Annotated in this window: 19 protein-coding genes; 16 read left to right on the top strand and 3 right to left on the bottom strand. The window is 71.4% G+C overall.

Annotated features, from left to right (window positions below):
• Nucleotides 1-125 precede the first annotated feature (125 nt).
• Nucleotides 126-1,166, bottom strand: coding sequence for an ATP-dependent DNA ligase (locus CLV46_RS13775; protein WP_100366068.1), 1,041 nt, complete (start codon nt 1,164-1,166; stop codon nt 126-128).
• Nucleotides 1,167-1,207: 41 nt separating this feature from the next.
• Between CLV46_RS13775 and truA the strand changes: the two genes are divergently transcribed.
• The 4 genes from truA (at nt 1,208) to glmM (ending at nt 4,579) form a co-directional block, all read left to right on the top strand.
• Nucleotides 1,208-2,113, top strand: coding sequence for a tRNA pseudouridine(38-40) synthase TruA (gene truA, locus CLV46_RS13770; protein WP_425430427.1), 906 nt, complete (start codon nt 1,208-1,210; stop codon nt 2,111-2,113).
• 115 nt (nt 2,114-2,228) lie between these two features.
• Nucleotides 2,229-2,675, top strand: a complete 447-nt coding sequence (gene rplM / locus CLV46_RS13765; RefSeq protein ID WP_100365306.1) for a 50S ribosomal protein L13 — start codon at nt 2,229-2,231, stop codon at nt 2,673-2,675.
• A 27-nt stretch (nt 2,676-2,702) separates the two neighbouring features.
• On the top strand, nt 2,703-3,191 hold the full coding sequence (gene rpsI / locus CLV46_RS13760; protein ID WP_100365305.1) for a 30S ribosomal protein S9: 489 nt from the start codon (nt 2,703-2,705) through the stop codon (nt 3,189-3,191).
• 26 nt (nt 3,192-3,217) lie between these two features.
• Entirely contained in the window at nt 3,218-4,579 is a 1,362-nt protein-coding gene (glmM, locus tag CLV46_RS13755) for a phosphoglucosamine mutase (protein WP_100365304.1), read from the top strand.
• Between the two features lie 32 nt (nt 4,580-4,611).
• Here the strand turns inward: glmM and coaA are convergent, their stop codons facing one another.
• Nucleotides 4,612-5,550, bottom strand: a complete 939-nt coding sequence (gene coaA, locus CLV46_RS13750; protein WP_100365303.1) for a type I pantothenate kinase — start codon at nt 5,548-5,550, stop codon at nt 4,612-4,614.
• Nucleotides 5,551-5,629: 79 nt separating this feature from the next.
• Here coaA and glmS point away from each other — a divergent pair, with 79 nt between their 5' ends.
• The 10 genes from glmS to CLV46_RS13700 all read left to right on the top strand — a co-directional run bounded on the left by glmS (nt 5,630) and on the right by CLV46_RS13700 (nt 13,437).
• Nucleotides 5,630-7,480, top strand: coding sequence for a glutamine--fructose-6-phosphate transaminase (isomerizing) (gene glmS / locus CLV46_RS13745; RefSeq protein ID WP_100365302.1), 1,851 nt, complete (start codon nt 5,630-5,632; stop codon nt 7,478-7,480).
• A 2-nt stretch (nt 7,481-7,482) separates the two neighbouring features.
• A complete protein-coding gene (locus CLV46_RS13740) occupies nt 7,483-7,848 on the top strand; it encodes a holo-ACP synthase (RefSeq protein WP_100365301.1) in 366 nt (121 codons plus the stop codon).
• Complete coding sequence (alr, locus tag CLV46_RS13735) at nt 7,845-8,936, top strand: alanine racemase (RefSeq protein WP_100365300.1); 1,092 nt, start codon at nt 7,845-7,847, stop codon at nt 8,934-8,936. Before CLV46_RS13740 ends, alr begins: the two co-directional genes overlap by 4 nt.
• Nucleotides 8,933-9,445, top strand: a complete 513-nt coding sequence (tsaE, locus tag CLV46_RS13730; protein WP_211282203.1) for a tRNA (adenosine(37)-N6)-threonylcarbamoyltransferase complex ATPase subunit type 1 TsaE — start codon at nt 8,933-8,935, stop codon at nt 9,443-9,445. The genes alr and tsaE overlap by 4 nt, the downstream gene beginning before the upstream one ends.
• A gap of 155 nt (nt 9,446-9,600) precedes the next feature.
• Nucleotides 9,601-10,209, top strand: coding sequence for a tRNA (adenosine(37)-N6)-threonylcarbamoyltransferase complex dimerization subunit type 1 TsaB (gene tsaB / locus CLV46_RS13725; protein ID WP_100365299.1), 609 nt, complete (start codon nt 9,601-9,603; stop codon nt 10,207-10,209).
• On the top strand, nt 10,206-10,658 hold the full coding sequence (gene rimI / locus CLV46_RS13720; protein ID WP_342746119.1) for a ribosomal protein S18-alanine N-acetyltransferase: 453 nt from the start codon (nt 10,206-10,208) through the stop codon (nt 10,656-10,658). The genes tsaB and rimI overlap by 4 nt, the downstream gene beginning before the upstream one ends.
• Nucleotides 10,655-11,704 (top strand): tRNA (adenosine(37)-N6)-threonylcarbamoyltransferase complex transferase subunit TsaD, encoded by a 1,050-nt coding sequence (gene tsaD, locus CLV46_RS13715; RefSeq protein WP_100365298.1) that lies wholly within the window; start codon nt 10,655-10,657, stop codon nt 11,702-11,704. Before rimI ends, tsaD begins: the two co-directional genes overlap by 4 nt.
• Nucleotides 11,705-11,830: 126 nt before the next feature.
• Nucleotides 11,831-12,223 carry a hypothetical protein gene (locus CLV46_RS13710; RefSeq protein ID WP_100365297.1) on the top strand — a complete coding sequence of 131 codons (393 nt, stop codon included), beginning with the start codon at nt 11,831-11,833 and terminating at the stop codon, nt 12,221-12,223.
• A gap of 61 nt (nt 12,224-12,284) precedes the next feature.
• A complete protein-coding gene (locus CLV46_RS13705; RefSeq protein WP_100365296.1) occupies nt 12,285-12,860 on the top strand; it encodes a DUF4190 domain-containing protein in 576 nt (191 codons plus the stop codon).
• A gap of 4 nt (nt 12,861-12,864) precedes the next feature.
• Nucleotides 12,865-13,437 carry an HhH-GPD-type base excision DNA repair protein gene (locus CLV46_RS13700; RefSeq protein WP_100365295.1) on the top strand — a complete coding sequence of 191 codons (573 nt, stop codon included), beginning with the start codon at nt 12,865-12,867 and terminating at the stop codon, nt 13,435-13,437.
• A gap of 33 nt (nt 13,438-13,470) precedes the next feature.
• Here CLV46_RS13700 and CLV46_RS13695 read toward each other — a convergent pair whose 3' ends face one another.
• Nucleotides 13,471-14,646 (bottom strand): class I SAM-dependent methyltransferase, encoded by a 1,176-nt coding sequence (locus tag CLV46_RS13695; protein ID WP_100365294.1) that lies wholly within the window; start codon nt 14,644-14,646, stop codon nt 13,471-13,473.
• Between the two features lie 142 nt (nt 14,647-14,788).
• Between CLV46_RS13695 and groES the strand changes: the two genes are divergently transcribed.
• Nucleotides 14,789-15,085 carry a co-chaperone GroES gene (gene groES / locus CLV46_RS13690; protein ID WP_091492757.1) on the top strand — a complete coding sequence of 99 codons (297 nt, stop codon included), beginning with the start codon at nt 14,789-14,791 and terminating at the stop codon, nt 15,083-15,085.
• Between the two features lie 92 nt (nt 15,086-15,177).
• Nucleotides 15,178-16,104 (top strand): EamA family transporter RarD, encoded by a 927-nt coding sequence (gene rarD, locus CLV46_RS13685; protein WP_100365293.1) that lies wholly within the window; start codon nt 15,178-15,180, stop codon nt 16,102-16,104.
• Nucleotides 16,105-16,286 lie beyond the last annotated feature (182 nt).

Here is a 16,286-nt window from a genome sequence, read left to right as displayed (position 1 = left end):
CCCGCTGGTCGAGTAGGCGCGGCGGAGCCCGCCGTATCGAGACCCCGTTGCGGGGGTGTTCGCCGTGGGGGTCTCGGTACGCTCCTTCGTCGCTACTCGACCGGCGGTATGTGAGAACCCCGCGGTTAACGGAGCACGTCCTCCAGGTCGTACGCGACCGGTACCTCGAGCTGCTCGAAGCCGCACGAGCGCGCGTCGCGATCCGGCCGCCACCGCTCGAACTGCACGGTGTGACGGAAGCGGTCGCCCTCCATCTGGTCGTAGCGCACCTCCACGACGCGCTCCGGGCGGAGTACGACGAAGCTCGTGTCCTTCGACGACGAGAAGCGGTTGCGCTCTCCCTCCCCGGTGACACGGTCGCCGTTCTCGTCGAGCTCCACGAGCGGCTCGAGCTCGTCGACGAGCTCCTTGCGGCGCTTGTCGGTGAACGCCGAGATACCGCCGACGTTCCGCAGCACGCCGTCATCGCCGTACAACCCGACGAGCAGCGACCCGACCCCGACGCCGCTCTTGTGCACCCGGTATCCGGTGACCACCACATCCGCGGTGCGGGCGTGCTTGATCTTCAGCATCGTGCGCTTGCCCGGCGCGTAGACCCCGTCGAGGCGCTTCGCGACGACGCCGTCGAGGCCCGCACCCTCGAACTCGACGAACCAACGACCCGCGACCTCCGCATCCGTCGTCGTGCGGGTGAGGTGCACGGGCGCCTCCGCCTGCGCGACGACCCGTTCGAGCTCGGCACGGCGCTCGCCGAAGGGGCGGTCGAGCCACGAGTCCTCGCCGACCGCGAGGAGGTCGAACGCGATGAACGACGCGGGCGTCTGCTCGGCGAGCAACCGGATGCGGGTCTCGGCCGGGTGGATGCGCTGCGACAGCGCCTCCCAGTCGAGTCGTTCCGCGCCCCGTTCCCCGGAGCGCACGACGACCTCTCCGTCGAGCACGCACGCGCCAGGGAGCTGCTCGGCGAGGGCCCGCACGAGCTCGGGGAAGTAGCGGGTGAGCGTCTTCGATCCGCGGCTGCCGATCTCCACATCCGTGCCGTCGAAGTACACGATCGCCCGGAACCCGTCCCACTTCGGTTCGAACGAGAACCCCTCGCCGTCGGGCAGGGCGGGCACCGACTTGGCGAGCATCGGATCGAGCGGCAGCGGCACGGGCGTGATCATGCGGACATCCTGCCCCATCCCGCCGGTATCCTCACGGGGTGATCGAGAGCGGAACGGTGCGGCTGCGACTCGACATCGCCTACGACGGGACGGGCTTCTCCGGGTGGACCCGCCAGCCGTCGCTGCGCACCGTGCAGGGCGAGCTCGAGGCGGCCCTCGCGACCGTCTTCCGCCGGCACGGACCGGCCCTGACGCTCACCGTCGCCGGCCGCACCGACGCGGGGGTGCACGCGACCGGGCAGGTCGCGCACCTCGACCTCACACCCGAGCAGCTCGCGTCGCTCGACCGCCCGGGGCGCGGCAAGACGCGACCGGACGAGGCGCGCGGTCCCGCCGCGCTCGCCCGGCGGCTCAACGGCATCGCGGGACTCTCGAGCGACCTGTACGTGAGCCGGGTCGCTCCGGCGCCGCCCGGCTTCGACGCCCGCTTCTCGGCGATCTGGCGCCGCTACGTGTACCGGGTGGCGGACGTCGCGGCCGAACGCAACCCGCTGCTGCAGAACCACACCCTCTGGTACCCGGCCCGGCTCGACGTCGAGCGGATGCACGCCGCCGCCGAGGCGCTCATCGGACTGCACGACTGGGCGGCGTTCTGCAAACCGCGCGAGGGCGCCACGACCATCCGCTCGTTGCAGCGGTTCGCGTGGCGACGTGACGCGACCGGGGTGCTCCTCGCCGAGGTCGAGGCGGATGCGTTCTGCCACAGCATGGTGCGGGCGCTCGTCGGGGCGAGCATCGCGGTGGGGGAGGACAAGCTCGACGCGGAGCGACTCGTCGCGGTGCGCGACGGGCTCGCGCGCACGAGCGAGTTCAAGGTCGCGCCCGCCAAAGGGCTCACGCTCGTCGAGGTCGGATACCCGGATGACGCGGCGCTCGCCGAGCGAGCCGAGCAGACCCGAGCCCTGCGCACGCTGCCGCAATTGACCGATCCCCTGCCGATGGACTAATCTAACGAAGTTGTGTCCGCACTCGCGGACCCTCCGAGCCCTCCACCGCGGCGTTCCCCACGGAACTCCCACCGGAGCGGGATTCACGACCACCTCGAGAGAAAGCAGTACACCTGTGACTCGCACGTTCTCGCCCACGCCGGCGGACATCCAGCGCAACTGGATCGTCATCGACGCGACCGACGTCGTGCTCGGCCGACTGGCCAGCCACGTCGCCGCCATCCTGCGCGGCAAGCACAAGCCCACCTTCGCGCCGCACATGGACATGGGTGACTTCGTCATCATCGTCAACGCCGGCAAGGTGGCCCTCACCGGGTCGAAGCACGAGAAGAAGATGGCCTACCGTCACTCGGGCTACCCGGGCGGCCTCACGGCGACCAGCTACACCGAGCTGCTCGAGAAGCACCCCACACGTGCCGTCGAGAAGGCCGTGCGCGGCATGCTGCCGAAGAACTCGCTGGGCCGTGCCCAGATCAAGAAGCTCAAGGTCTACGCCGGTGCCGAGCACCCGCACGCTGCCCAGCAGCCCACGACCTACACGTTCGACCAGGTCGCCCAGTAAGCGCCCGAGAGACCAAGGACTTTTACCGTGGCGAAGATCGCAGACTCCATCACCGACGACGCTCTGTCGAACTACTCGACCGAGACCCCGGCCGACTCGGCCCCCCGCACCCCGCGTGCCGTCCTCAACGTCCCCGGCGCTGCCGTGGGTCGTCGCAAGGAGGCCATCGCGCGTGTGCGTCTCGTGCCCGGCGCCGGCACCTTCCAGGTGAACGGCCGCACGCTCGAGGAGTACTTCCCGAACAAGCTGCACCAGCAGCTCATCAACGACCCGTTCAAGGTGCTCGATCTCCTGGGCAGCTACGACGTGATCGCCCGCATCACCGGCGGTGGCCCCTCGGGCCAGGCCGGCGCGCTGCGTCTCGCGATCGCCCGTGCGCTCAACGAGATCGACCGCGAGAACAACCGCGCTGCGCTCAAGAAGGCCGGCTTCCTCACTCGTGACGCCCGCGTCATCGAGCGCAAGAAGGCCGGTCTCAAGAAGGCCCGCAAGGCCTCTCAGTTCTCGAAGCGCTGATCGAGGCTCCTTCGGGAGTCCGGCCTATGCCTCGACTGTTCGGTACGGACGGCGTCCGGGGGCTCGCGAACCGCGACCTCACCGCCGACCTCGCACTCGGCCTCGCCCAGGCGGCTGCCGTCGTGCTCACCCGCGGACGTTCCGCGGAGGCACGACGCGCCGCCGGGCGGCGGCCGACTGCCGTCGTCGCTCGCGATCCGCGGATCTCGGGCGAGTTCCTCACGGCCGCCGTCTCGGCGGGACTCGCGAGCTCCGGCGTCGACGTCTACGACGCCGGCGTCATCCCCACCCCTGCGGCGGCGTTCCTCGTCGCCGACTTCGGCGCGGACTTCGGGGTCATGATCTCGGCGTCGCACAACCCGGCGCCCGACAACGGCATCAAGTTCTTCGCCATCGGCGGCCGCAAGCTGCCGGATGAGGTGGAGGATCGCATCGAGCAGGCGCTCGGTGCCGACCACCTCACCCCGATCGGCGGCGACGTCGGCCGCATCGCGCGGTTCGCGGATGCCGAGGACCGTTACGTCGTGCACCTCCTGGGCACGTTGCCGCACCGCCTCGACGGACTGCACGTCGTGCTCGATTGCGCGAACGGCGCCGCATCCGCCATCTCGCCGCAGGTGTTCACCGACGCCGGCGCGCGGGTCACACTCATCGGCGCCGACCCCGACGGCGTCAACATCAACGACGGTGTCGGCTCGACCCACCTCGATCAGCTCGCCGCAGCCGTGCTCGAGCACGGCGCCGACGTCGGCATCGCCCACGACGGCGACGCGGACCGCTGCCTCGCGGTCGACGCGCAGGGTCGGGTCGTCGACGGCGACCAGATCATGGCGATCCTCGCCGTCTCGATGGCCGAACGCGGGCGGCTCAACGACCGCACCCTCGTCGCGACGGTCATGAGCAACCTCGGCCTCAAGCGCGCGATGGCCGACAACGGCATCACGATGCTCGAGACGAAGGTGGGCGACCGCTACGTGCTCGAGACGCTGACCGAGCAGAACCTGTCGCTCGGCGGGGAGCAGTCCGGGCACGTCATCATGACGGACTTCGCGACCACCGGCGACGGCATCCTCACCGGGCTGCACCTCGTCGCCGAGATGGCGCGCACCGGCAAGACCCTCGCGGAACTCGCGTCGATCATGACGGTGTTCCCGCAGGTGCTCATCAACGTGCGCGATGTGAACCACCACGCCCTGGGCGACAGCGACGGCGTCGCCGCCGCGGTGCGCGAGGCCGAGGCCGAGCTGGGTGACACCGGACGGGTGCTGCTGCGCCCCTCGGGCACCGAGCCGATGGTGCGCGTCATGGTCGAGGCGGCCGACGAGGCGACGGCGCAGCGCATCGCCGAACGGCTCGCCGACGCCGTGCGGGAGCACCTCGCCCGCTGACCCCGACCCCCTGGTCGAGTAGGGCGCCCACGTCAGATCTTGCGGAGCAGCACCGTCGAGACGGCGTGGTCGCCGCCCTTGCGCAGCACGATCGTCGCGCGCGACCGGGTCGGCAGGATGTTCTCCACCAGGTTCGGCTCGTTGATCGCGCCCCAGATCTCCCGGGCCCGACTGCGCGCCTGCTCTTCGTCGAGGGCGGCGTAGCGGTGGAAGTACGACTGCGGATCGGCGAACGCCCCACGCTGGAGGCTGAGGAAGCGTTCCTCGTACCAGCTCGCGATGTCGCTCGTGCGCGCGTCGACGTAGATGCTCGCATCGAACAGATCGCTCACCGCGAGACCGCCGGCGCGCGGGGGCTGCAGCACGTTGAGGCCCTCGACGATGAGCACGTCGGGCCGGCGCACCACGACCGCGGCGTCCGGCACGATGTCGTAGCTCAGATGCGAGTACACCGGTGCGCTGACCTCGTCGGCGCCGCTCTTGACCCGGCTGACGAACCGCAGCAGCGCCCGGCGGTCGTAGCTCTCGGGGAACCCCTTGCGCTGCATCAGCCCGCGGCGCTCCAACTCGGCGTTGGGGAAGAGGAACCCGTCGGTCGTCACGAGCTCGACCCGGGGAGTGCCATCCCACCGGGAGAGCAGTTCGCGCAGCAGTCGCGCGGTCGTCGACTTGCCGACGGCGACCGACCCGGCGATGCCGACGACGAACGGTGTGGTCGGGCGCTCCTGTCGCAGGAAGCCGTTGCGGGCGGCGTTGAGCCGCCGGGCGGACTCGACGTGCAGTCCCAGCAGGCGGCTGAGCGGCAGGTACACCTCGCGCACCTCGCGTGCATCCAGCACGTCGCCGACTCCGACGAGCCCCGCCAGGGTGGCGTCGTCGAGCGGCAACGGCACCGTCGGTGCGAGCTCCGCCCACCTTGCTCGCTCGATCTCGAGGAACGGCGAGGAGCCGTGGGCTGAGGGGTCCGACATCGCGTGCCAGCCTAGCCCCGCGACCGTCGCCCCGAACGCGGGCGAGCCCGCGCGGACGCGCGCCCGTAGAATCGGGGGCATGTGTGGAATCGTGGGATATGTCGGTGATGCCAAGAGCATCGAGGTGCTGATGGGCGGCCTGCGCCGCCTGGAGTACCGCGGCTACGACTCCGCGGGCGTCGCGGTCATCGACGCCGACGGCACCCTCGGCACGCGCAAGCGCGCCGGCAAGCTGCAGGTCCTCGCCGACGACCTCGAGGAGTCGCCCCTCCCGAACGGCACGACCGGCATCGGTCACACCCGCTGGGCCACCCACGGCGGCCCGACCGACGGGAACGCTCACCCGCATCTCGGCGACGACGGCAAGCTCGCGCTCATCCACAACGGCATCATCGAGAACTTCGCCGAGCTCAAGGCGGAACTGCTCGCCGAGGGCGCCGAATTCTCCAGCGAGACCGACACCGAGGTCGCCGCCCTCCTGGTCGGCCGCGAGTACCGCGCCACCAACGACCTCACCGCGGCGTTCCGCAACGTCGTCAAGCGCCTCGAGGGCGCCTTCACCCTGCTCGCCGTGCACCGCGACCAGCCCGGCGTCGTCGTCGGCGCCCGGCGCAACTCGCCGCTCGTGATCGGACTCGGCGACGGCGAGAACTTCCTCGGCTCCGATGTCGCCGCGTTCGTCGAGTTCACCCGGCGCGCGATGGAGATCGGTCAGGACCAGATCGTCACGATCCGCCCCGACTCCGTCGACGTCACCGACTTCGACGGCGCCGCGGTCGAGACCCGCGAGTTCGAGGTCGCCTGGGACGCGTCCGCCGCCGAGAAGGGCGGCTGGTCGAGCTTCATGGCGAAGGAGATCAGCGAAGAGCCCGACGCGATCGCGAACACCCTCCTCGGCCGCGTGCACGACGGAACGGTCTCGCTGAGCGAGCTCGACCCGCTCGGAGCGGACACGCTCGCCGGCATCGAGCGCATCATCGTCATCGCGTGCGGCACCGCCGCCTACGCCGGCATGCTCGGCGCCTACGCGATCGAGAAGTGGGCGCGCGTCCCCGTCGACGTGCAGCTCTCGCACGAGTTCCGCTACCGCGAGCCGGTGATCGGCGACCGCACCCTGGTCGTCTCGATCAGTCAGTCCGGCGAGACGATGGACACCCTCATGGCGGTCAAGTACGCCCGTGAGGCCGGGGCCCGCACGCTCTCGATCTGCAACACCCAGGGCGCCACCATCCCGCGTGAGTCGGATGCCGTGCTCTACACGCACGCCGGCCCCGAGGTCGCCGTGGCCTCGACGAAGGCGTTCGTGGCGCAGGTGACCGCCCTCTACCTGCTCGGACTCCAGCTCGCCTCGATCCGCGGCTCGCTGAGCCCCGAGCTCATCGCCGAGCAGGTCGCCGAGCTCGCGGCCGTGCCCGCCAAGCTCAGCGAGGTGCTGCAGTCGGGCGAGACGATCAGTCAGCTCGCGCGCTGGATGGCGGACACCCGCTCCGTCCTGTTCCTCGGCCGCCACGTCGGATACCCGGTCGCGCTCGAGGGTGCCCTCAAGCTCAAGGAGCTCGCGTACATCCACGCCGAGGGCTTCGCCGCCGGCGAGCTCAAGCACGGACCGATCGCCCTCATCGAGCCGGGTCAGATCGTGTTCGTCGTCGTGCCGAGCCCGCGCGACCCCCTGTCGCTGCACCCCAAGGTCGTGTCGAACATCCAGGAGATCCGTGCCCGCGGCGCCCGCGTCATCGCGATCGCCGAGGAGGGCGACGCGGCCGTGCTGCCGTACGCCGACGAGGTCATCCGCATCCCGCTCGCGGCGCCGCTGTTCGAGCCGCTGCTGTCGGTCGTGCCGTTGCACATCTTCGGCATGGAGCTCGCCGCCGCCAAGGGGCTCGACGTCGACCAGCCGCGCAACCTCGCCAAGTCGGTCACGGTCGAGTAGCCGTGATCGCCGGGATCGGCGTCGACGTCGTGGATCTCGCCCGTTTCGAACGGGCTCTGAGTCGCACGCCGCGGCTGCGCGACCGGCTGTTCGGCGCGGATGAGCAGGTCGTCGACGGTCGGCCGCGTCCGCTGCGCAGCCTCGCGGGCCGGTTCGCCGCGAAGGAAGCGCTCATCAAAGCGCTCGGCGGATCCGACGGGGTGACCTGGCACGACATCGCCGTCGTCTCCGGACCGCAGGGCGACCCGGACTTCCGCATCACCGGCCGCCTCGCCGCGCTCGTCGAGGAGCGCGGCATCGCCCGCATCCACCTCTCGATGTCGCACGACGCCGGGATCGCCGTCGCCTACGTGGTGGTGGAGTCATGACGCTGCGCGAGGCGCTCGTGAACCTCGACGCCGTGCGCCGGAACGTCGAGGTGCTGCGCCGCGGCGCCGGAGGGGCGACCGCGATGGCGGTCGTGAAGGCGGACGGGTACGGGCACGGCGCCCTCCCGGTCGCGCGGGCGGCGCTGGAGGCGGGGGCCGAGTGGATCGGCACCGCCGACCTGGCCGAGGCGCTCGCGCTGCGCGCGGCGGGCATCACCGCACCGCTGCTCTGCTGGCTGCACCCCGGCGACGTCGACATGCGCGCCGCCGTCGAGGCCGACATCGACCTCGGCATCAGCACCGCCGACCAGCTCGAGCGGGCGGGCGACGCCGGGGCCACCGTGCACCTCAAGACCGACACCGGGCTCAGCCGCAACGGCATCCCGGAGAGCGAGCTGCCGGCCGTGCTCGACCGGGCGGCGGCGTTGGAGAGCGCCGGCCGGCTGAGCGTGCGCGGGATCTTCAGCCACCTCGCGAACGCGAGCGACGACGACGACCGCGAGCAGCTCGCCGCCTTCCACCGTCACCTGGATGCGGCTCGCGCGGCCGGGCTCGCGCCCGAGGCGGTGCACTTCGCCTCGACGGCCGCGGCGATCCGTCATGAGGACTGCCGCTTCGGCATGGTGCGCCTCGGCATCGGCATGTACGGCCTCTCGCCCTTCGACGGCGTCTCGAGCGCCGAACTCGGACTCACCCCCGCGATGACGCTCTCGGCGGAGGTCGTGTCGGTCAAGCGCGTGCCCGCCGGCAGCGGGGTGTCGTACGGATTCACCTACCGCACGGCCGGCGACACGACCCTCGCGCTCGTGGCGATGGGTTACGCCGACGGGGTGCCCCGACAGGCGTCCAACCGCGGTCCCGTGACGATCGGCGGCGTCACCCACACGGTGAGCGGCCGCATCGCGATGGACCAGTTCGTCGTCGACGTCGGGAACACACCCGTGCAGGCGGGGGACCGCGCCGTGCTGTTCGGCGACCCGGCCGACGGAGTGCCCTCCGCCGACGACTGGGCGCTCGCGGCCGACACCATCAACTACGAGATCGTCACGCGGGTCGGCCCGCGAGTACCCCGGCGGTACCGCGGATGAGCGTGGAACTGATCGTCGGAACACCCGACGAGATGGAGGCGCTCGGCGCGCGCCTCGCCGGTCGCCTCGATGCCGGGGATCTCGTCGCCCTCAACGGCGAACTCGGCGCCGGCAAGACGACGCTCACCCGCGGACTCGGTGCCGCCCTCGGCGTGCGCGGCACGGTGACGAGCCCCACCTTCGTGCTCGCCCGCACCCATCCGCGCACTTCCGGCGCCCCGCTCGTGCACGTCGACGCCTACCGGCTCGGCGATGCGACGGAACTCGACGACCTCGACCTCGACTACCCCGGCTCGATCGTGGTGGTCGAGTGGGGCGCGGGCCTGCTCGACGGCGTCGCCGAATCATGGCTCGAGGTCGACATCGACCGCGGGCACGGCGACGTCGCGGCCGACCCCGAATCGGACGAAGCGACCCCGCGGCGCGTGCGTATCACCGGCCACGGCCCCCGCTGGACCGACCTGAGTTGGGTCGCCCCGCCACCGGAGCCGCACCCGCTGGTCGAGTAGGGCGCTCTGGCGCCCGTATCGAGACCTCCCTGCCGCAACCCTGAGTCGGGACATCGGCGTCAGCGGTCTCGATACGGCGGGCTTCGCCGCGCCTACTCGACCAGCGGGGCGAGCACGGGCGTACCCCCGCGGCGGGAGCGCTTAGGCTGGTCGCCGTGCTGCTGGCGATCGACACCTCTTCGGGGACGAGCGTCGCCGTGGTCGACCGCGACGCCGGCGTGCTCGCCGAGCACACCGAGGCGGACACCCGCCGCCACGCCGAGGTCGTCGGGCTGCTGATCGAGCGGAGCCTCGCGGATGCGGGGGTCACCGCGTCGGACCTCTCCGGTGTCGCCGTCGGGATGGGTCCCGGCCCCTTCACCGGCCTGCGGGTCGGCATCGCCGCCGCGCGAACCTTCGCGTTCGGCACCGGACGCCCGCTCGTGCCCGTCGTGAGCCACGACGCCCTCGCCTTCGCGCACGCCGACGCGGTCGCGATCATCACCGACGCGCGTCGCCGCGAGGTGTACTGGTCCGAATACGACGCGCCCGACGAGCTCGGCCTGCCCCGGCGCATCCGCGGACCGGAGATCGCGCGACCCGACGAGCTCGAGACGGCACTGCCGCGTCTCGAGCACGCCCCCGTCTCCGCCGGCGCGCTCGGCATGCTCGCCGAACGCCTCTATGCCGCCGGGCGACCATTCGCCGACGACCGTGCCCTGTACCTCCGCTCTCCCGACGTGACCATGTCGGCGAGCAACCGCGGCGCGCGGAGGGTGTCGTGACCCGGCTGCGCCCCGCGACGATCGATGACCTCGACGCGATCATGGCGCTCGAGACGGCGACGTTCGACGACGACGCCTGGTCAGCCGACACCATGAGATCCGAGCTCACCGGCGAGCACGGGCACTACCTCGTGGCCGTCGACGACGCGGATGCGGTGATCGGCTACGCCGGACTGCTCGCCCCGCGCGGCACCGGCGACGGCGACATCCAGACGATCGCGGTCGCCCCGCATGTGCGGCGGCAGGGCCTCGGGCGCGAACTGTTCGCCGCACTCCTCGCCGAGGCCCGCGAACGCGGCGTCGAGCGGGTGTTCCTCGAGGTGCGGGCCGACAACCCGAACGCCCAGGCGCTCTACGAGTCGTTCGGCTTCGAACGCATCGCCGTGCGCCCCCGCTACTACCGCGGCGGCATCGATGCGGTCATCATGCGCGGGGAGCCCACGCGATGAGCGGCCCCCTCGTGCTCGGCATCGAGACGAGCTGCGACGAGACCGGCATCGGGATCGTGCGCGGCCGCGAGCTGCTCGCCAACGTCATCGCCTCGTCGATGGACGAGCACGCGCGCTACGGGGGAGTCGTGCCCGAGGTCGCCGCGCGGGCGCACCTCGAGGCGCTCGAACCGACGCTGCGCGAGGCGCTCGACACCGCAGGCGTCACCCTGGACGAACTCGACGGCATCGCGGTGACGAGCGGACCCGGACTCTCCGGGGCGCTCATGGTCGGCATCGGCGCCGCGAAGGGACTCGCCCTCGCGACCGGCAAGCCGCTCTACGCGGTCAATCACCTCGTCGGCCACGTCGGCGCCGACGTGTTGCGCGCCGACGGCAGCGAACTCGAACTGCCGACGATCGCGCTGCTCGTCTCCGGCGGACACACCTCACTCCTGCACGTGCGGGACCTGCTCTCCGACGTCGAACTGCTCGGCGAGACGATCGACGACGCGGCTGGGGAGGCCTTCGACAAGGTCGCCCGCCTGCTCGGGCTCGGATACCCGGGCGGCCCGCGCATCGACGAGGCCGCGGCATCCGGCGACCCCGCCGCCATCCGCTTCCCCCGCGGCCTCACCCAGCCGAAGGACCTCGAACGCCACCGCTACGACTTCTCGTTCTCGGGACTCAAGACCGCGGTGGCCCGCTGGGTGGAGCAACGCCAGGACGCCGGCGAGCACGTGCCGGTGGCGGATGTGGCGGCGAGTTTCCGGGAGTCGGTCGCCGACGTGCTCACGGCGAAGGCGATCGCCGCGTGCGTCGACCGGGGTGTGCCTCGCCTGCTGCTCGGCGGCGGCGTGGCGGCGAACGCCCGCATCCGGGGGCTCGCCCAGGAGCGGGCGGATGCGGCCGGAGTGGAACTGCGGGTGCCGCCGTTGTCGCTCTGCACCGACAACGGGGCGATGATCGCCGCGGTCGGCGCTGGGCTCATCGCCGCGGGGCGCGCGCCGTCCGGGCTCGGCTTCGGGGCCGATTCGACCCTGCCGGTCACGACCGTCCAGATGTGACTTCTGCGGGTTCGCGGGCCTTTGGGCTCTTCCCGGCGCGCCGTCCAGCGCGTTGACACTGTTCTCCCGTGCTGCCACTATGGGGGCGCCCAGTGAGGACATTTCGTCCCAGAAGGAGACCCCTCAATGACCAACGTGCCTCCGCCGCCGCCCCCTGACGTGCCCCCGCCCTCGGGCGCCACGCCGCCGCCGGCCGCGCACCAGCCCTCCCCCTACTCCGCCCCCGCCGGCACGCCCGGTGGTGGCGTCAAGCAGGGCCTGTCGCTCACCTCGTTCATCATCGGTGTCGGCTCGCTCGTGATCCTGTCGTGGATCCCGTTCCTGGGTCTCCTCGCCTCGGCCGCGGCCGTCGTGCTCGCCTTCATGGCGAAGTCGCGCGAGCCCAACGCGCCGAAGTGGATGTGGATCGTCGGCATGATCACCGGTTTCGTGGGCGTGGCCATCGGCCTCATCTACGCGATCGCGTTCATCATCGGCATCGCCGCGCTGGCCAGCCTCTCGCAGGTCCCGACCTACTGAGCGCAACCATCACGCACTGTGGGCTCGCTTCGGCGGGCCCACAGTCGTCTCGGGAGACCACATGAGCGACAACACCACCCCCGCATCCGAGCAGCCGTCCGCGGCGACCGCGCCGCCGACCGGCGAGCCCGCGGTCGCCGCACAGGAACCCACCGTGCCCGTGCCGCCGCCGTACTCGCCCCCGGTGCAGCAGTACGCGGCACCCGTGCAGGAGTACCCGGCGCAGCAGCAGTACCCGGTGCAGCCGCACGACCCGCAGCAGCAGTACGCCCAGCCCTACGGCCAGCAGCCCTACGGACAGCCCTACGCGCAGCAGCCGTACCCGGCCGCCTACGCCGGACCGCCCAAGGGAATGAGCATCACCGCCCTCGTGCTCGGACTCTCCGGCTTCTTCGTCTCGTGGTTCACCCTCGGCATCCCGTCGATCCTCGCCGTCGTCTTCGGCCACCTCGCCCTCAAGCGCGAGCCCGCCGGTCGCGGCATGGCGTTGACCGGCCTCATCACCGGCTACGCGGCGATCGGCATCTTCGTCATCTTCCTCGTGCTCGCGACCATGTTCGCGTTCCTGCCCTTCGCGTTCCTCATCCCGGCCCTCGGCGTCGCCGCGACCGAGGGTGTCGCCGCGCTCGGCTCCTGACACCATGTCGCACGAGCTGCACATCACCGGCGACCCGGAGGCCGACGAGCTGCTGTCGACCGATCCGCTCGCCCTCCTGATCGGGATGCTGCTGGATCAGCAGGTCGCGATGGAGACCGCCTTCGCCGGTCCGGCGAAGATCAGGCAGCGCCTCGGTGCGTTCGACGCGCAGGTCATCGCGCGCACCGACGCGGACGAGTTCGTCGAGCTGTGCCGCACCCCGCCGTCGGTGCACCGCTATCCCGGTTCGATGGCCGGGCGCATCCAGGCGCTGTGCGCTGCGCTCGTCGAGGAGTGGGACGGCGACGCCGCGGCGCTGTGGACCCGCGACGATCCCGACGGCGCGACCGTCCTCAAGCGACTGAAGGCGCTGCCCGGCTTCGGTGAGCAGAAGGCGAAGATCTTCCTCGCCCTGCTCGGCAAGCGCTACGGCTTCACCGGCGCCGGCTGGCGCGAGGCGGCCGGAAACTACGGCGACGAGGGGTCGTACCGCTCCGTCGCCGACATCGTCGACCCCGAGTCGCTCGCGAAGGTGCGCGAGACGAAGCGCGCCGCGAAGGCCGCCGCCAAGCGCTGATCGTCCGGCCACGGAGCCGCCGGCGGCATCCACTCACACCCGTTCGGTCAGGAGCGCCACACGGCGCCCGCCGACGCGGGTGAGCACGAGCGTCGCCGACTCGGGACCCTTCGGAGCGAGCCGTTTGCGGAACTGCGCCGGGTCGATGTCGACGCCGCGCTTCTTGATCTCGACGGTGCCGATGCGGCGGGCGGCGAGCTCGCGGCGCAGGGCGCGCTCGTCGAGCGGCAGTTCGGCCAGGATGCGGAACGAACGCGCGAACGGGGACTCCGCGGGTGCGTCGCCGGTCAGGTAGGCGATCTGCGGATGCACCGTCGTCGCGCCGAGCGAACGGGCGAGGTCGCCGATGAGGCGCGCGCGGATGACGGAGCCGTCCGGTTCGTGGAGATAGGTGCCGAGCGGACCGGGATCGACGTCCTCGGCGTCGGCCGCGGCGGTGAGCTCGGCCGATCCGTGGTCGCCGATGACGAGGGCGGCGCGACGAACGCCCGGGCGGGCGAGCGCGCCGGTCCAGACGACGACCTCGACGACCTCGCGGTCGACCGACACCCACTGCGTCTCGGCATCGGCCGGCAGCAGGTCCCGGTCGATGCCCGGGCCGAGCTTGACGCCGATCGGCCGGTGTTCGGCGAGCCCGAACGCGAAGTCGAGCGACGGCGACCAGTCGGCGGGGTCGTCGAGCCGGCGGGAGGCATCGCGCCGGGCCGGGTCGAGCCACACCGCGCCGACGCCGTCGAGGGCGGCCTCCTCGGCGGTGCCCTGTTCGACGCGAGCGTTGCCCCACGGGGCGAGATTGAAGCTCGCGATCGCGGCCGTCACCTCGTCGCGTTCGACCGCGGTCACATCGAGCCCCAGGGCGGCGATGGCGAGCGCGTCGGCGCCGATCCCGCACCCGAGGTCGGCCACCCAGCGCACGCCCGCGCCCTGGAACCGGCCGGCGTGCACGGCCGCGACGCTGAGCCGCGTGGCCTGCTCGAGCCCGGCCTCGGTGAACAGCATCCGGTCGGCGAACTCGCCGAACTTGGCGCGAGCCCGACGCCGCAACCGTGCCTGGGTGAGCACGGCGGCGACGAGCCCGGGGGAGTGCCCCTGCGCGCGCAGGCCCGCGACCATGCGCAGCACGTCGCCCTGCGAGTCGTAGGGCGGCAGGTCGTCGAGCAGGCGCAGCCCCTCGGGGGTGAGCAGGTGTCTCAGCTCGGCGACATCCATCCCGCCATCCTCCCATCGGCGCTCGCCGCCCGGGTGCGATTGGCACTCGGATTGACCGAGTGCTAGCCCACCCCTACACTTGATCTGGCACTCCCGAAGGGAGTGTGCCAACCCCGGATTTCTCAGAAAGAAGAGGTCAACCGTGTCGGTGTCCATCAAGCCGCTCGAGGATCGCATCGTCATTCGTCAGGTCGAGGCCGAGCAGACCACTGCGTCGGGCCTGGTCATCCCTGACACCGCGAAGGAGAAGCCGCAGGAGGGCGAAGTCGTCGCCGTCGGCCCCGGCCGCATCGACGACAACGGCAACCGTGTCCCGCTCGACGTCGCCGTCGGCGACCGCGTGCTCTACTCGAAGTACGGCGGAACCGAGGTCAAGTTCGGTGCCGACGAGTTCCTCGTGCTCTCGGCTCGCGACGTGCTGGCGGTCGTCGTCCGCTGATCCCGGCCGAAACCGCCAAGGCCTCGATGGCTTCCCGCCATCGGGGCCTTCGCCGTTCCGGGGGCCATCATCCGCAGGTCTAGGCTGAATCGGTGAGTTCGACGCCCCCTCCCCAGAAGCAGGGCACCGGCCTCCTCTTCGCGGTCGGGGCCTACGGGTTGTGGGGCATCCTCCCCGTCTTCTTCCTCGCGCTCATGCCGGCGTCACCGGTCGAGATCGTCGCGGCGCGCATCCTGCTCTCACTCGTCTTCTGCTTCGTGCTCATCGCGATCACCCGCAGCGGCCTCGCCTTCGCGGCCACCCTGCGCGATCGCCGCTCGATGCTGCTGCTCGCCCTCGCCGGCGTGCTCATCCTCACCAACTGGCTCACCTACGTGTTCGCCGCGACGACGGGCCACGTCGTCGAGGCGGCGCTCGGCTACTTCCTCAACCCGATCGTCACCGTGCTGCTGGGCGTCTTCCTGCTGCGCGAGCGGCTGCGTCCCCTGCAGTGGACCGCGATCGGCCTGAGTGCGGTGGCGGCCCTCGTGCTCGCCATCGGCTACGGCAGCGTGCCCTGGATCGCGCTCATCCTCGCCTTCTCGTTCGGCATCTACGGCCTGGTCAAGAAGCAGGTCGGCCCCCGCGTCGACGCCATCACCGGGCTCACGATCGAGACGATGTGGCTCAGTCCGCTCGCGCTCGCGGCTCTCATCGTCATCGGCGTGACGACCGGTCTCACCACCGGCACGGTGTCGGCCTGGCACACGGCCCTCATGCTCAGCGCCGGCGTCGTGACCGCCGTGCCGCTGCTGTTCTTCGCCGCAGCCGCGCGACGCCTGAAACTCACCGTGCTCGGGTTGTCCCAGTACCTCGCTCCGCTGCTGCAGTTCCTGTTCGGCGTGATCGCGCTGCACGAGGACATGCCCTTCGAACGCTGGGTCGGCTTCGGGCTCGTGTGGGTGGCGCTGCTCATCCTCACCATCGACATGTTCACCGCCGGTCGCGGCCCGCGGCGGAGTGCCCTCGAACCGGCCTGAGCCTCTCTCGCACGGAATCCGGCGCGGCACGGGATCCGGAGCGGCGACGACGGATTCCGGCAGGATTCGCGCGGAACGCGTCCGAAAATCACGGAAGGTAACGATTGGCACCGTGTTACGCGGCTGTAACACGCTCGTATTGAGAATGGCAGGTACGCCCAATACCTTTAGGCAATCGCGCG

It is taken from the genome of Diaminobutyricimonas aerilata (assembly GCF_002797715.1).
In the GTDB taxonomy this organism is placed as follows: Bacteria; Actinomycetota; Actinomycetes; order Actinomycetales; family Microbacteriaceae; genus Diaminobutyricimonas; species Diaminobutyricimonas aerilata.
This window is presented reverse-complemented; position numbering and strand designations above follow the sequence as displayed.

Bases quoted from the DNA above. Each gene is read 5' to 3' on its own strand.
- CLV46_RS13700 (WP_100365295.1), top strand. From the start codon at position 12,865: ATGTCGCACGAGCTGCACATCACCGGCGACCCGGAGGCCGACGAGCTG.
- alr (WP_100365300.1), top strand. From the start codon at position 7,845: ATGACGCTGCGCGAGGCGCTCGTGAACCTCGACGCCGTGCGCCGGAAC.
- glmM (WP_100365304.1), top strand. From the start codon at position 3,218: ATGCCTCGACTGTTCGGTACGGACGGCGTCCGGGGGCTCGCGAACCGC.
- tsaD (WP_100365298.1), top strand. From the start codon at position 10,655: ATGAGCGGCCCCCTCGTGCTCGGCATCGAGACGAGCTGCGACGAGACC.
- coaA (WP_100365303.1), bottom strand. From the start codon at position 5,550: ATGTCGGACCCCTCAGCCCACGGCTCCTCGCCGTTCCTCGAGATCGAG.
- CLV46_RS13710 (WP_100365297.1), top strand. From the start codon at position 11,831: ATGACCAACGTGCCTCCGCCGCCGCCCCCTGACGTGCCCCCGCCCTCG.
- glmS (WP_100365302.1), top strand. From the start codon at position 5,630: ATGTGTGGAATCGTGGGATATGTCGGTGATGCCAAGAGCATCGAGGTG.
- CLV46_RS13775 (WP_100366068.1), bottom strand. From the start codon at position 1,166: ATGATCACGCCCGTGCCGCTGCCGCTCGATCCGATGCTCGCCAAGTCG.
- CLV46_RS13695 (WP_100365294.1), bottom strand. From the start codon at position 14,646: ATGGATGTCGCCGAGCTGAGACACCTGCTCACCCCCGAGGGGCTGCGC.
- CLV46_RS13705 (WP_100365296.1), top strand. From the start codon at position 12,285: ATGAGCGACAACACCACCCCCGCATCCGAGCAGCCGTCCGCGGCGACC.
- tsaE (WP_211282203.1), top strand. From the start codon at position 8,933: ATGAGCGTGGAACTGATCGTCGGAACACCCGACGAGATGGAGGCGCTC.